The 14,632-nt window shown below is 68.2% G+C and carries 11 protein-coding genes and 1 pseudogene; 5 read left to right on the forward strand and 7 right to left on the reverse strand.

The genetic code is table 11. The features are described 5' to 3' along the window. Positions 1 to 66: 66 nt before the first annotated feature. The 3 genes from C996_RS0107320 to C996_RS0107330 form a co-directional block, all read right to left on the reverse strand. Entirely contained in the window at positions 67 to 393 is a 327-nt protein-coding gene (locus C996_RS0107320) for a non-heme iron oxygenase ferredoxin subunit (RefSeq protein WP_018866804.1), read from the reverse strand. A 51-nt stretch (positions 394 to 444) separates the two neighbouring features. Beyond that, positions 445 to 789 (reverse strand): hypothetical protein, encoded by a 345-nt coding sequence (locus C996_RS0107325; RefSeq protein WP_018866805.1) that lies wholly within the window; start codon positions 787 to 789, stop codon positions 445 to 447. A gap of 391 nt (positions 790 to 1,180) precedes the next feature. Next, positions 1,181 to 1,630, reverse strand: coding sequence for a YaiI/YqxD family protein (locus C996_RS0107330; protein ID WP_018866806.1), 450 nt, complete (start codon positions 1,628 to 1,630; stop codon positions 1,181 to 1,183). A 540-nt stretch (positions 1,631 to 2,170) separates the two neighbouring features. On the opposite strand from C996_RS0107330, the pseudogene C996_RS14240 reads away from it, so the two are divergent. Then, positions 2,171 to 2,290: pseudogene (locus C996_RS14240) on the forward strand (PLDc N-terminal domain-containing protein); the annotation flags it as partial. Between the two features lie 16 nt (positions 2,291 to 2,306). Here C996_RS14240 and C996_RS0107340 read toward each other — a convergent pair. Further along, positions 2,307 to 3,755, reverse strand: a complete 1,449-nt coding sequence (locus C996_RS0107340) for a MinD/ParA family protein (protein ID WP_018866808.1) — start codon at positions 3,753 to 3,755, stop codon at positions 2,307 to 2,309. A 231-nt stretch (positions 3,756 to 3,986) separates the two neighbouring features. Between C996_RS0107340 and C996_RS0107345 the strand changes: the two genes are divergently transcribed. After that, positions 3,987 to 6,119: an HDOD domain-containing protein gene (locus C996_RS0107345; protein ID WP_018866809.1), complete on the forward strand. Its 2,133-nt coding sequence runs from the start codon at positions 3,987 to 3,989 to the stop codon at positions 6,117 to 6,119. A gap of 15 nt (positions 6,120 to 6,134) precedes the next feature. Continuing rightward, on the forward strand, positions 6,135 to 8,276 hold the full coding sequence (locus C996_RS0107350; protein WP_018866810.1) for an EAL domain-containing protein: 2,142 nt from the start codon (positions 6,135 to 6,137) through the stop codon (positions 8,274 to 8,276). 26 nt (positions 8,277 to 8,302) lie between these two features. Here the strand turns inward: C996_RS0107350 and C996_RS0107355 are convergent, their stop codons facing one another. Next, complete coding sequence (locus tag C996_RS0107355) at positions 8,303 to 8,785, reverse strand: DUF1249 domain-containing protein (protein ID WP_018866811.1); 483 nt, start codon at positions 8,783 to 8,785, stop codon at positions 8,303 to 8,305. Between the two features lie 114 nt (positions 8,786 to 8,899). Between C996_RS0107355 and C996_RS0107360 the strand changes: the two genes are divergently transcribed. After that, complete coding sequence (locus C996_RS0107360; protein WP_018866812.1) at positions 8,900 to 10,537, forward strand: alpha-D-glucose phosphate-specific phosphoglucomutase; 1,638 nt, start codon at positions 8,900 to 8,902, stop codon at positions 10,535 to 10,537. 15 nt (positions 10,538 to 10,552) lie between these two features. After that, positions 10,553 to 11,944, forward strand: a complete 1,392-nt coding sequence (locus tag C996_RS0107365) for a sodium-dependent transporter (protein WP_018866813.1) — start codon at positions 10,553 to 10,555, stop codon at positions 11,942 to 11,944. 16 nt (positions 11,945 to 11,960) lie between these two features. Here C996_RS0107365 and C996_RS0107370 read toward each other — a convergent pair whose 3' ends face one another. Beyond that, the gene (locus tag C996_RS0107370; RefSeq protein ID WP_018866814.1) at positions 11,961 to 13,151 is read right to left on the reverse strand and encodes an aminotransferase class I/II-fold pyridoxal phosphate-dependent enzyme; all 1,191 of its coding nucleotides are present in this window, start codon (positions 13,149 to 13,151) and stop codon (positions 11,961 to 11,963) included. Positions 13,152 to 13,158: 7 nt separating this feature from the next. After that, on the reverse strand, positions 13,159 to 14,619 hold the full coding sequence (gene der, locus C996_RS0107375; protein ID WP_018866815.1) for a ribosome biogenesis GTPase Der: 1,461 nt from the start codon (positions 14,617 to 14,619) through the stop codon (positions 13,159 to 13,161). Positions 14,620 to 14,632 lie beyond the last annotated feature (13 nt).

The following is a 14,632-nucleotide window of genomic DNA, read 5'->3' on the forward strand; positions in this document are numbered from 1 at the left end:
CTTGTCTCGGAAAACCTGGGGTACCAACGCGAGTGTGTACCTTGATCAGTGTTCCCCTAGCGCGGTTCAGTCGTCCAGTGGCTGTGCGCCCACCTGCACCATGTCGCCTTCGATGCGCACGGGGAACCGGGTCAGCGGCTCTTCTGCCGGCGGCTCCATGACCTCGCCGGTGCGCAGGCAGAACTGGGCATCGTGCATCGGACAGGTAATGCAGTCGTCGGGGTCGATCTCGCCGTCGGCGATGGGCACATCCTCGTGGGTACAGAGGTTCTCCACCGCGAAGTACTCGCCCCCGAGGTTGAAGATCGCGACCTCGGTATCCGCCGTCTCCACCAGACGATGATCTCCATCCTCGATCGTCCCGACCGGGGCCACGTCAATCCACTGTGTCATTGCGTCTCCATTGAACAATCCGGCTTCCCGGAGCCAGGTATACAGATTCGTTCAGCGGGCGGATGCGCTCAGGGCTGCAGTCGCGGCCGGATCGATCTCGATGCGCCGGCCCTCTTCCGGGTGGTAGGAAAAGCGCCCGACTACGCGCAGGTTCTCGCCCAGGTGGTCGCGGACCGCCGAACCGGGGGTGACCGCCACCCGGTTGATGGCGTCGTCCTCGAGCCAGTAGTGCTCGGGATCGTCGAAGCGGTTCACCACCCCCTCGGTTTCCACCAGCTCGCCGTCGAACGCCGGCGCCGACGCCGCCAGCTGCTCCAGTGTTACCGGCGCCACGCGCTCGCCACCGCAGGCTACCAACAAGGCTGACGCTACCAACCCCAGAATCAGGGCCTTCATCCCCTTCCACACGATCGTTTCTCCCGGCTCCGCTCGCAGCGCGTATTGCGTCCCGACCCGCACAGCCTAACCAAAGGGGCATCCTCCGTGCCGATTCACCCGCGAATAACAGGCTCAAGCGAGACGGTTGGCTGCCGTTACCAACGAATGACGACCCACACACGCACCCGACAGGGACGCTCAAACGCATGAATCCGGCATATCAGAACCGCTCCCGCTCGCCCTCGCGAATGGCCCGGTCCCGGCCGAGCGCCGGCCCTGAGACCACAGGGGCACTGGACTCGCGCGAACGGCGACACCTCGCTCCACGGGAAGACTGGGTGGAGCTGGCGGAGGAGACCCTCAGACTGATCCGGCAACTGCGGGTTTAGGCCCTGCGGCGCGCCGTGCGTTAGCGGGCGTGCTGGGCGAGCCAGCGGTCCAGGGCGTTGCCGAAGGCCTGGCGGTCGCGCGGGCCCAGGGCCGCGGGACCGCCGGTATCCACGCCGCTCCCGCGCAGGGTGTCCATGAAATCGCGCATGCTGAGGCGCTCGCGGATGTTGTCGCGGGTATAGAGCTCGCCGCGCGGATTGAGCGCCTGGCCGCCCTTCTCGATCACCTCCGCGGCCAGCGGGATATCGGCCGTGATGACCAGGTCGCCCGCCGCGAGGCGCCGGACAATCTCGTTGTCGGCCACGTCGAACCCGGCACCCACCTGGATGGAGTCGATCAGCTTGGACGGCGGCGTGCGCATCGGCTGGTTGGCCACCAGGGTCATCGGCGTCCCGGTCCGCTTCGCCGCGCGGAACAGGATTTCCTTGATCACAGCGGGACAGGCGTCCGCATCCACCCAGATCTTCATGGGCCTCCTTCCGGGGCGTTCAATGACGGTTGCGGCACAGGGTATCGGTTCGCGGCGCCTGGCACATTTTTCGCCGCCCGGATTGGCACCCGCACAAGCCACGTGCTATCAGGGACCTGAACAGGAGATACCTGCTCCTGCCTTCAAACAGGGCGTGCGTTCCGGTCGAGCCACGCATCCAACCCGCAAGGAGCATCCCATGGGCATCGAAGTTACCGGCATTCTGGGCCTCGTCTGGCTGCTGATCGTAATTTAGGGAAACACTGATCAATGCACACACTCGCGCTCGAGTCGCTTTTGCGTGGGAACAAGGCGCGGTGACTGCCGTGCAGTCATTCTGCACAAGGGAACCGCAACGCCGTTCGCGCGCAAAAGCGGCCGAGCCCCTGCTGTCAATGGCTTGTGGGGTTGGCACCCCAGGTTCCCCGATCCTGCGTTGCGCCACTTGCGGGTAGAACCACTACCCGCTGCGCACCGCGCCTTGTCTCGGAAAACCTGGGGTGCCAACGCGAGCGTGTGCATTGATCAGTGTTTCCCTAAGCCATCGTGCGCACCGCGCAAAGCCCCGCCGGCCCGGTCGTCAAGTTGCTGTGGATCCTGATCCTGCTGTTCCTGCCGCTTCTGGGACTGATCGCCTGGCTGCTGTTGGGCCCCCGATAGGCGCCCGTCGCGCCCTTCACAGACGGCGCAGAAACTCCGCCAGGTCTACGTCCCGACCCTCCAGTTCGCGTAGCCGCGCAAGCAGCGCTTCCTGGGATCCGAACCGCTCGTGATCAAAGCCCGGGGCATGGGATGTCCGGTGCGGCCCCGGGATACCCGGGTCCGGGTCCGCAGCACGCCAGCCGAAGTCCGGTGGCGGGTCGGACGTCCGCGTATCGGCAGCCGGAACGGCATCCCGCCCCGCAGGGGCCCCCGGGCTCGGCGGATCGGCGGGGCCCAGCGCCTCACCCAACGCGACATCCTCCGCAACCTCGGGGCTGGCCGCCTCTTCCGACGGCGCATCGACCGAAGGCTCAACCCCCTTGATGGCCGGTCGCCCCGTGCGCGCCCGGTACTGCTCGTGCAGGGTGTTCAGGACCTCGGCCAGGGCTTCCGGGTCCGCCACCTCCAGCGCGTTCTCGAAGGCCCGGCGCAACGGGTCCAGGCCCTGGTCGGCATCCACCTCCGGCGGGGGCGTCTCGCCGGCCGGGGAATCCACAGCTTCCTGGACCGCCGTTGTCGGCGGGGCCGTGGCTTGGGATCCGCCATCCCCGGCGGAACCGACAGCGGATCGGGGAGCGGGTGGAGACCCCTCGAGCCGCCCGCGCCAGAAGCGGCTGAAGGCCGCGTCGGGCCCCTGCGGCGGGTCGTCGTCCAGCGCGTTGGCCAGGCGCTGATACGGGCGGACCGACGGATCGCCCTCGGCAAACAGCGCGACCGGATGCTGCAGGGTGACCGCCGTGCGCAGGCTCTCGTCGCGCTGGACGAACCCCAGGAAATCGACCCGCGTATGCAGGTATTTTTCCACCGCGTTGCCGAAGCGCTGGAACACGCTGCGCGCCTCGGCGACGTCCGCGACCATGTTGACGACCACCCGTACATCCAGCGCCTGCCGGCGCAAGGCGAGTTTCAGCAGGGAGAAGGCGTCCGTCAGGGAGGTCGGCTCCGGGGTGAGCACCAGCAGGACCTGATGGCTGGCCGCGAGGAAGTCCAGCGTGGTGTCGCCGATGCCGGCGGCGGTGTCCAGCAACAGGTCGTCGAAATCCGATTCGATGCGCGCCAGCTCCGTGACCAGGCGCTGCTGGTGGGCCTCGGAGAGCTCGGCATATTCGCGGATACCACTGGCGCCCGGGATGATCCGCAGGCCATGGGGCCCTTCCAGGAGGATCTCCTCGATGCCGCATTCCCCGGCCAGCACCTCGGGCAGCCCCCGTTGCGGACGCAGCCCCAGCAGGATGTTGATGTTGGCCAGCCCGGTGTCGCCGTCGAGGATGCACACCCGCCGCCCCCGGCGCGCCAGGGTAATCCCGAGGTTCACCGCGAGGCTGGACTTGCCCACGCCACCCTTGCCACTGGCCACGGCCAGGACCCGTGGCCGCGCCACCGCTGCGGATCGGGGATCCGCCGAGGCACTGCGATCGGACATTGCGGCTCCCTGCATGGCACTCATCGGCATGGATTGAGGAAACCCTGATCGGTAAAGGATGACGGCGAACTCACGGCCGGTCTACCCCGTCCGGTAGCGCGTCCGAATACCGCACAGTATAGTCGGTTATCAAGAGCGGCCCGGCGCGCAGGCGCCACACGGTGCCACCACCGGGTTCGCGGTTCGGGCAACTGAGACGGCGGGTCGGCTACAGCGTCTCCGGGGAACAGCATGGCGAGGGTCAACACGGCAACGGACGCATTACCCAGCCTGCCCCAGGCGCTGATCCCCGTTCTCGATGCCACCCAGGCAGATGAAGCCGATTTCCAGTCCCTCGCCCGCGCCATCCTGCAGGATGCCGGGATGTCCGGCCGCCTGCTGCAGGCCGCCAACTCCCCCTTCTACTACCGCGGCTCGCCCTGCCGCACCATCGACCGCGCCCTGTTCAGCCTGGGCCTGGACACGGTGCGCAGCCTGGCCCTCACCGCGGCGATCCAGCAGCTGTTCGGCGAGTTCGCACCCCGGCATCGCAGCTACCTGCGTGTGATCTGGCGCCGCGCCCTGACCACCGCCAGCCTCGCCCAGGTCCTCGCGACCCTGACCCGCTACCCCCGCCCGGAAGAGGCCTACCTGGCCGGGTTGCTGATCGACATCGGCCGCCTGATCCGGCTTGCCGGAGACGAGGGCCACTACTGGCCCCTGCTGCAGGCGGCGGAGGATGACCCGCACCTGGTGGCCCTGGAACGCGACAGCTTCGGGTGCCACTACGGCGAGCTGGGCGGTGATTGCCTGGAGACCTGGGGCCTCGGCCCTTTCGTGGCCGATGCCGTGCGCTACCACCTGGAGCCGGCCGAACGCGTGCGCGATGCCCACCACCTGGTGAAGCTGGTGAACCTGGCACATGCCATGGCGTGCCTTCCGGCCACCCTCGCGGCCAGCACCGAGGCCACCTGCAACGAAACAGCGCTGGCCGCCGCCGACACGCTGTTCGGCCTGAACGAGGGTCTGGCACGGGCCCTGCGCGAACGGGTGGCCGAAGATGTCCGGCGCATCGCCGGCTCGCTGGAGATCGATCTCGACGCCCCCGCGCCGGGTCCAGAGACGCAGGACGGGCCGGAATCGAACGACCGGGCAGCCGAACGCGCCCTTGGGGCACGGGTACGGGACCTCACCGAACTGGAACGGATCAACGCGGAGATGGCCCGCGCGACCCGCCTGCAGGACCGCTGCCTGGCCGCGCGGCGCACCCTGTTTTTGACCCTGGGCGTGAGCCAGAGCCTGCTGTTTCTGGTCGACGACGACCAGCAGTCGGTCTCCGCCTGGGTAGAGGATGACGAGACACCCGATTTCACCCTGCCGCTGCTGCCCGGGCGCAGCCTGGTCACCGACACCCTGCTGGACCGCGAAATCCTGCGTCACGAGGAGGAAAACGCCGCCGGCCTCCCGGTGATCGACCAGCAGCTGTTCCGCCTGTGCGAGGCGGAACGCCTGTGGAGCTTTCCGCTGCTGGCCGAGGGTCAGCAGCCCGCCGGCGTGCTGATCCTCGGGCTGACGCACGGCCAGGCGGAGGGCCTGGAACCCCGCAGCGACTTCATCCGCTCCCTGACCCGCGAGATCGCACGCGCCCTGACGCAGCCCCGCCCCGAGCCCCGAGACACGGACGCTACCGAACAGCGCATCCGCGAGACCGTGCACGAGGCCGGCAACCCGCTCAGCATCATCCAGAACTACCTGGGCGTGCTGCACCACAAGCTGGGCGCGGAGCACGAGGCCCGCCACGAGCTGGGCCTCATCAAGGACGAGATCGACCGGGTCGGGCGCATCCTGCTGCGCCTGCGCGATCCGGAGGCCGCCGCGACCGGAGAGACCGGACCGGGCTCGCTGAACGCACTGGTGCGCCAGGTCGCGGACATCGTCGACGGATCCCTGTGCCGGACCCGGGGCATCCAGCTCCACCTGGACCTCAGCCCGTCGGACCCGCCGCTGTCCGTGTCGGCGGATCACCTGCGCCAGATCCTGACCAACCTGCTGAAGAACGCCGCGGAGGCGCAGGAGAACGGTGGCGAGATCAGTATCGCCACCCGCGCCCCGACCACGGTCAACGGCCGCCGCGTAGTGCCCTTGTCGGTCACCGACAAGGGACCCGGCCTGCCACCGGCGGTCCAGGCCGCCGCGTTTGCGCCGGTGGCGTCCAGCAAGGGGCCGGGCCATGCCGGCCTCGGGCTCAGCATCGTCAAGCGCCTGACCGAGGAGATCGGTGCGGGCTTCACCTTCACCAGCACAAGCGCCGGGACGCGCTTCGAAATCACCCTGCCCTTGGTCACACAGGGGACAGCGGACGCATCAGGGATGACGCAATCATGACGCCCTGAGGCCTTGATGACCGACCGCGACACGCCGATCGACCCGCAGTCCGTCCGCATCCTGATCGCCGATGACGATCCCGGCCTGCTCGAAAGCCTGCGGGGCCTGCTGAGTCTGGAAGGCTATCCCGTACGCACCGCCCCGGGTGGCGGCGCCGCCATCGAGGCCCTGCGCGAAAAGCACTATGACCTGCTGCTGCTCGATCTCGCCATGCCGGAACTCGACGGTCTCGATGTCCTGCGCTTCATGCAGGCCGCCGGCCTGGAAACCCTGACCGTGGTGGTGAGCGGCAACAGCACCGTGGAGGACGTCGCCGGAGCCCTGCGCGAGGGCGCGCACGACTATCTGAAAAAACCCTACGAACCGGCCGAACTTCTGGCGACCGTACGCAACGCGCTGCAGCACAAGGCGCTGGAAGACGCCAACCGCGCCATGCGCGCGCGTCTGGAGAAATCCGAGCGCCTGCACCGCATGATCGTGAACAACTCGCCCGACATCGTGTTCGTGCTGGATGCGGAACACCGCTTCCGTTTCGTGAACTCGCGCGTCCACGAACTGCTGGGCTATGCCCGTCAGGACCTGCTCGAGTCCTCCATCCTGGACCTGGTCGAACCCGAGGACCGCGACAAGGCCGCGTATTTTTTCGAACAGGCCACCCGCCGCCAGCCCCATATCCGCTCCGTCGAACTCGCCCTGAAACCGGCGCGCCCGTCCCACACCCGGCACTTCTTCGAGGTCGCGGTGTGGCCCAACGGGGCCGGGGACGAAAACGCCGAGGGCCGGCATGAGGCGCTGACCTACGGCACCGCCCGCGACATCACCGAGCGCAAGGAATCCGAGGCCTTCATCAACTTCCAGGCCTACCACGACCTGCTCACTCGCCTGCCCAACCGCGCCCTGTTCCGCGACCGCGTGGATGTGGCTATTTCCCACGCCCATCGCTCCGGCACGCAACTAGCCGTGCTGTTTATCGACCTGAACCGCTTCAAGGTGATCAACGACTCGCTCGGGCACACGGTCGGCGACCGCCTGCTGCAGGGCGTGGCGCAGCGCCTGCAGGGCTGCATCCGCAAGGGGGACACGCTGTCGCGCTTCGGCGGCGACGAGTTCACCCTGCTGATACCGGGTCTGGCCAGCAGCGAGTCCGCCATCCAGGTGGCCGAGAAGATCCTGGAGAGCCTGCAGGCCCCGTTCCAGATCGGCGACCACGAACTGTTCGTCGGCGCCAGCATCGGCATCGCAATCTACCCGGATGCCGGCGACAACCTCGAGGCCCTGATCAAGAACGCGGACATCGCGATGTACCGCGAAAAGAGCACCGGCAAGACCGGGGTGCGCGTGTACAGCCCGGACATGGGCGGCCACCCCCCGCGCCGGCTGCAGCTGGAACAGGACATGCGCCGCGCCCTGGAGCGCGACGAGTTCCATATCCTCTATCAGCCTCAGGTCGACACGGAAACCGGGCAAATGGTCGGCGTCGAGGCGCTGATTCGCTGGGACCACCCGCAACTGGGGCTGCTGGGCCCGGCCGAGTTCATCCCGGTCGCCGAGGACACCCGCCTGATCGTGGATCTCGACCGCCTGACCCTGCGCACCGCCATTCGCGAGGTGCAGCAGCACATGCAGTCGGGCTATCCGGAACTACATTTGGCCGTGAACCTCTCCCCCGTACTGGTGGAGCGCGACGATTTCGTCGAGGACTTCCTGGGCATCCTGGGCGAGGCCGGCTTCCCGCCCGATCTGCTGGAGGTGGAGATCACCGAGAACCTGCTGATGAGCGACACCCCGGACACGGTGCACAAACTGAACCGGCTGGGGGCCGCCGGCGTGCAGATCGCGGTGGACGACTTCGGCACCGGCTACTCGTCCCTCAGCTACCTGCAGAAGCTGCCGATCCATACCCTCAAGATCGATCGCAGCTTCACGCAGACCATCTGCCGCGAGGACGAGGCCTGCATCGTCAACGCGATCATCTCCATGGCGCGCGGCCTGAACATGAATATCGTGGCCGAGGGGGTGGAGACCGACGCCCACCGCGATTACCTGCGCAAGCTGGAGTGTCCGATGATGCAGGGCTTCCTGTTCGGTCAGCCCGCCCCGCTGCACCGCCTGCTGGAGAACGACGCGATCGCGCCCCGGCCCGTAGCCTGTCAGTAGGCCGCGACCACGACCGCCTGCTCGACCTACTCGACCGCGGCCACCTGCGACTCGGTATCCGCCAGGAAGCGGTGCCCCTGGCGCAGGCAGTAGCGCAGCCACTTGTACAGGAACCGGTTGTGCCGCCAGCGACAGACCAGGCCCGGGTGGCCGCTCAGCATCTCCGGGACGGCACCGTCCCCGATGGTCCGGCAGTGCAGCTCCAGCACCTCGGCCTGGCGCGCGTCATGGAACAGGCGCACGCGCATGTCTGGCTGCTCGCGGCGTTCACCCTGATGATCGAACCGGTAGGTGAGGTGCAGCGTGGTGGTATAGCGGGTGCGCTCCAGCACCTCCAGGTACAGATCCAGCGCGCCCGCCACCCGCGAGACCGAACGCACCGGCTGCCGCTCGAGTTCGGGACACAGACGGCGCAGCGCGAGGTAGTTCTCCTCGTACATCTCCATCAGTGCCGCGAAGCTCTCGGGCCTGGGTTCCAGGTGGGACGGGGTCTGACGCTCCAGCAACATGTCGCGCAGTCTAACAGGCCAGGGCGGCTTCGCCGCGAGCGCCAGTAGTGCCAGGCGGGACACCCCCCGGGGTTTTTGGTACCTTCGAATCGACCAACAAGGATCCGCGACCCCATGGACATAAGCGTCGTCACCACCCGGCCCTTTTCCGACCAGAAGCCCGGCACCTCCGGCCTGCGCAAGCGCGTCCGCCAGTTCCGCCAGCCGCACTACCTCGAGAACTACATCCAGAGCATCTTCGACGCCTGTCCCGACCTGAAGGACGGCGAACTGCTCCTGGGTGGCGACGGGCGCTTCCACAACCGCGAGGCGATCCAGCTGATCCTGCGCATGGCCCTGGCCAACGGTGTGAAGAAGGTCGCCGTGGGGCACGCCGGCCTCCTGTCGACCCCGGCCGCATCGCACCTCATCCGCTCGCGCGGGGCGACGGGCGCCCTGATCCTGTCTGCCTCGCACAACCCGGGAGGCCCGGAGGGCGATTTCGGGGTCAAGCTCAACACCGCCAACGGCGGCCCCGCTCCGCCCTCGGTGACCGACGCCATCTTCGAGCAGAGCACCCGCATCCAGCACTACCGCATCGCAAATGGCACCGAGCACGTGGACATCGATCACCTGCACGCCGGACAGCTGGGCGACATGGCCGTCGAGGTGGTCGATCCGGTCGGGACCTATGCCGATTACATGGCCACCCTGTTCGACTTCGAGCGCATCGGCGAACTCCTGCGCTCCGATCACTTCCGCATGCGCTTCGATGCCATGCATGCCGTGACCGGCCCGTATGCCGAGGAGATCCTGGTCAACCGCCTGGGGGCCCCGGCCGAGACCATCCTGCGCGCCGAGCCGCTGGCCGACTTTGGGGGCCGCCACCCGGACCCGAACCTGTCGCACGCGCGGGAGCTGCGCGAGGCCCTGTACGGCCGCGATGCCCCGGATTTTGGCGCCGCCTCGGACGGTGACGGCGACCGCAATATGATCCTCGGCCGGCATTTCTTCGTCACGCCCTCGGACAGCCTCGCGATCATGGCGGCCAACGCCCACCACATCCCGGCATTTGCCGACGGCCTGAAGGGCGTGGCGCGCAGCATGCCTACCAGTCAGGCCGTAGACGTGGTCGCCACAAAGCTGGACCTCCCCTGCTTCGAGACCCCGACCGGCTGGAAATTCTTCGGCAACCTGCTGGACGACGGACGCATCCGGCTGTGCGGCGAGGAAAGTTTCGGCACCAGTTCCGACCACGTGCGCGAAAAGGACGGCCTGTGGGCCGTGCTGTTCTGGCTCAACCTGCTGGCGGCCCGGCGCCAGTCGGTGGAGGAGATCGTGCGCGATCACTGGCGCCAGTACGGACGCCATTACTACACCCGGCACGACTACGAGGCCGTGGAGAGCGACCGCGCCGAACAGGTGATGGCACGCATCCGCGAACAGCTCTCGGTGCTGCCGGGGCAATCCCTGGCCGGCATGCGCGTGGCGCGCGCGGACGACTTCGCCTACCGCGACCCGGTGGACAACAGCCTGACCGAGCACCAGGGCCTGCGCGTGCTGTTCGAGAGCGGTGCCCGCATCGTCTTCCGGCTGTCCGGCACCGGCACCGAGGGCGCCACGCTGCGCCTGTACATCGAGCAGCACGAGACCCATCCGGAACACCTCGATGCCGACCCGCAGGAACTGCTGCGTCCGCTGATCGAGGCCGCCTCCCGGCTCGGCGACATCCCCGGCCTGACCCGCCGCGAGAAACCCGACGTCATCACCTGACCGGGCCCGCGCGGCATGGATATCACCGCCACCCGCATCCGCTGGCGGCACGCCTATGCCTTCGTGCTGGCCGCCACTGCCTCGGCCGTCGGCCTGGGCAACATCTGGAAGTTCCCCTATATCCTGGGCGAGAACGGCGGGGGTGCGTTCCTGCTGGTCTACCTCGCGGCGATTGCCGTAATCGGTATCCCGGTCATGATGGCCGAGGTCATGATCGGCCGGCGCGGGCGCCGGTCACCGGGCTATGCGGCGCTGGCCGTAGCCCGCGAGAGTCGGGCGCACGATGGCTGGCAGATGGTGGGCTGGATCGGGATCCTAGCGTCATTCGTGATCATGGGCTTTTATGTGGTGGTGGCGGGGTGGGTGTTTTCCTACATCCCGCAGGCGGCGGCCGGGGCCTTTTCCCAGGCCGATGGCGAACAGGTACGGGCGGTCTTCGTGGCCACCACCACCTCGGCCAGCGGAATGCTGTCGTGGACGGCCTTCGGGATCGGTGCCACCTTTCTGATCCTCGGCCTGGGGCTGCGCGGCGGCCTGGAACGCGGCGTCAGCGTCCTGATGCCCCTTCTGTTCGCGCTGTTGTTGCTGGCAATGGCCAGCGGCCTGTGGATCGGCGACGTCCGCAGCGCGGCCGCCTTCATGTTTTGGCCCGATTTCGCGGCACTGGAGCCGCGCAGCCTGCTGATCGCCGTCGGTCATGCCTTCTTTACCATGACCCTCGCGGCCGGCGTGCTGATGATGTTCGGGGCCTACCTGCCACAGGAGATCTCGATCGGCGGCACCGCCGCCGGCATCGCAATCGCGGACACCCTGATTGCCCTGACCGCGGGGCTCGCGATCTTTCCCGTTGTATTCGCCTTCGATCTCGATCCCACGGCCGGCCCCGCTCTGATGTTCGAAGCCCTGCCCCTGGCGCTCAGCGCGATCCCGGCCGGCGCGCTCCTGACCGTGCTGTTCTTCGTCATGCTGGGCCTTGCCGCCTTCGGCACGATGATCACCGGCGTTCAGGTCTTCGTGCACCTGCTCCACGAACGTTTCGGGCTTGGGCACTGGTGGGCGTCCCTTACGGCCACGCTGAGCATCGGGGCGTGCAGCCTGATCACCATTTTTTCCTTCAGCGGGGCGGAATGGGCGCAAATCGATATCACGCTACTTGGGCGCGAACTGCCAACGCTTTACCACCTGCTGGAACACACCTCGATCAATATCCTGCTGCCCCTTTCCGGGCTGATGATCGCGGTGTTCGCAGGCTGGGTGGTCCCGGCGCACATCGCGGCGCAGGAGCTGCCGCACCGGCCGCTTGTCCTGGCCACCTGGCGCTGGACCCTGCGTTTCGTGGCCCCCGCCGCACTCCTGCTGCTGTTCTGGCAGCTCTCGTCCTTCGGCAGCCACCTGCCCCGCCTTTAGGGAAATACTGGGGTAACTAACCCAGCAGGGTCTGCAGTCTCTCCACGGCCTCGCGCAGTCGGGTCTCCGACTGGGTATAGGCGATCCGCAGATAGTCGCGCCCGCGGGTCGGGCTGAAATCCGTACCCGGCGTCAGGGCCACGCCGGCCTGGTCGAGAATGCGTGCGCAAAGCGCCTCGGAGTCCGCTCCGTGGGCGGTACAGTCGGCATAGATGTAGAACGCCCCTTCCGGACGGGCCTGGACCGCGAGCCCGAGCCCCGGGAGCGCGTCCAGGAGCACGTCGCGCCGCTGTTCCAGCTCGCGCACCTGCGTCTGCAGCAGTGCCTCGGTCGCCGGGGTGAAGGCCTCCAGTGCCGCCGTCTGGGCCATCGTGGCCGGGGCCACGAACAGGTTCTGCGCCAGGCGGCGCACCGGGTCCACCCAGGTCTCGGGCACCACCATCCAGCCCAGGCGCCAGCCGGTCATCGCGAAGTACTTGGAGAAGGAGTTGATCACCACCACGTCCGGGAAGCCGGCCGCGGCACTGGGCTCGGGGCGGTCAAAGACAATCTGGGCGTAGATCTCGTCCATGATCACCAGCCCGCCGCGTTCGCGCACGACCTCGACGATCGCGGTCAGGCGTTCGCGCGACAGGCAGGTCCCGGTCGGGTTCGCCGGGGAACCCAGCAGCACCGCCCGGGTGTTCGCGTGCCATGCCCCGGCGATGGCCTCGGGCGTCGGCTGGAAGGCATCCTCGGCGTGCACCGGCAGGCCCACGGGCAGCGCGCCACGCGCGGCGACGAACTGCCGGTTGCAGGCGTAGCCCGGGTCTGGCAGCAGGACCTCCTCGCCCGGGTTCACCCCGGCGGCCAGGGCCAGCAGGATCGCCGCCGACGCGCCCGCCGTGATCACGATCCGCTCGGGATCCACATCGGCACCGTGGCGCCGACGGTAGTCGGCGGCCAGTGCCTCGCGCAGCGCGCGGGTCCCGTGGGCGGGGGTGTAGCGCGTATCCCCGGCGGCCAGCGCCGCACGACCGGCGGCAATCACCGGCGGCGGCGTCGGGAAGTCCGGCTCCCCGACCTCCAGATGGATGATATCGCGCCCGTCGCGCTCGGCCTCCTGGGCACGGGCGAGGATGTCCATCACGCGGAACGGCTCGACCACCCTGGCGAATGCCGACAGGTCCGGGTCATGGGCCGGGCTGGCGAAAGGCGCCGAGGTCATCCTCGACTCAGCGGCGCACGTGCCGCATCAGGCGCTTGCGCTTTTGCTGCTGCCGCGGAGTCAGCTTGTTGCGCCGGCCGGCATACGGATTGCGACCGGACCGGAACTCCAGGCGCAGGGGCGTCCCGACCAGCTTGAGGTGCTTGCGGAAGAAGTTTTCCAGGTAGCGCTTGTAGCTGCCCGGCAGAGAATCGGTCTGGTTGCCGTGGACCACGATCACCGGCGGATTCTGCCCGCCCTGATGGGCGTAGCGCAGCTTGATCCGGCGACCGCTGACCATGGGCGGCGCATGCTCCGCCACCGCGGCCTCGAGCAGGCGCGTGAGTTCCGGCGTGGAGACCTTGCGAAAGGCGCTGGCATGCGCCTCGCGCACATCATCCAGCAGGTGCCCGACATTGGTGCCGTGCAACGCGGAGATCAGGCGCATGCGGGCGAAGTCGACAAAGCCCAGGCGGCGGTCCAGCTCGTCCCGGATGCGCTCGCGCGCATGGTCCTCCATGCCGTCCCACTTGTTGACCGCCAGCACCAGCGCGCGCCCTGCCTCGATCACCATGCCCAGCAGGTGCGAATCCTGGTCCGACAGCCCGGACTGGGCATCGACCACCAGGATCACCACGTGGGCGGCCTCGATGGCCTGCAGCGTCTTGATCACGCTGAATTTCTCGATCACCTCGTGCACCCGCGCCCGGCGCCGCACACCGGCGGTATCGATCAGGGTGTAGTCGGTGCCGTCACGCTCGAAGGGTACGAAGATGCTGTCGCGGGTGGTCCCGGCGACATCGGTGGCCACCACGCGCTCGTCACCAAGGATGCGGTTGACCAGGGTGGACTTGCCGACATTGGGCCGCCCGACAATCGCCACGCGGATGCCCGGCCAGTCGTCCAGGGCCGCCTGCTGCGAGGCTTCGTCGAGCCCGTCGCTGGACGCCGCTTCACTGGCCTCAACGCCGCCGGCCTCCAGCGCCGCGCGACGCGCCGCCGCCACGTCCTTGCGCACGCCCTGCATCAGGCCCTGGACGCCCCGCCCGTGGGCGGCCGCGATGGCCGTGATCGAGCCCAGACCCAGCGCGTAGAATTCGGCGCTGACGGAGTCGGCATCCAGGCCGTCGGTCTTGTTCACCACCACCCGGGCCTTCACGCCGGCCGCCCGCAGCTGGTCGGCGATGACCTGGTCCTGCGGCGTCAGGCCATCGCGGGCGTCCACCAGGAACAGCACGTGATCGGCCTCGGCCACCGCGCGCCGAGTCTGCTCGGCCATCGCGCGGTCCATTTCCGCGCCCTCGCCCGACAGGCCGCCGGTGTCCACCACCAGGTAGGGGAAATCGCCCACCTTGCCGATCCCGTACTGGCGATCCCGTGTGAGCCCCGCGACATCGGCCACCAGGGCATCACGCGAGCGCGTGAGCTGATTGAACAGGGTGGACTTCCCGACGTTGGGGCGCCCGACCAGCGCGATCACCGGGATCATCGGTGTTCCCGAC

The sequence above is a fragment of the Thioalkalivibrio sp. ALE25 genome (genome assembly GCF_000377285.1).
GTDB lineage: Bacteria > Pseudomonadota > Gammaproteobacteria > Ectothiorhodospirales > Ectothiorhodospiraceae > Thioalkalivibrio.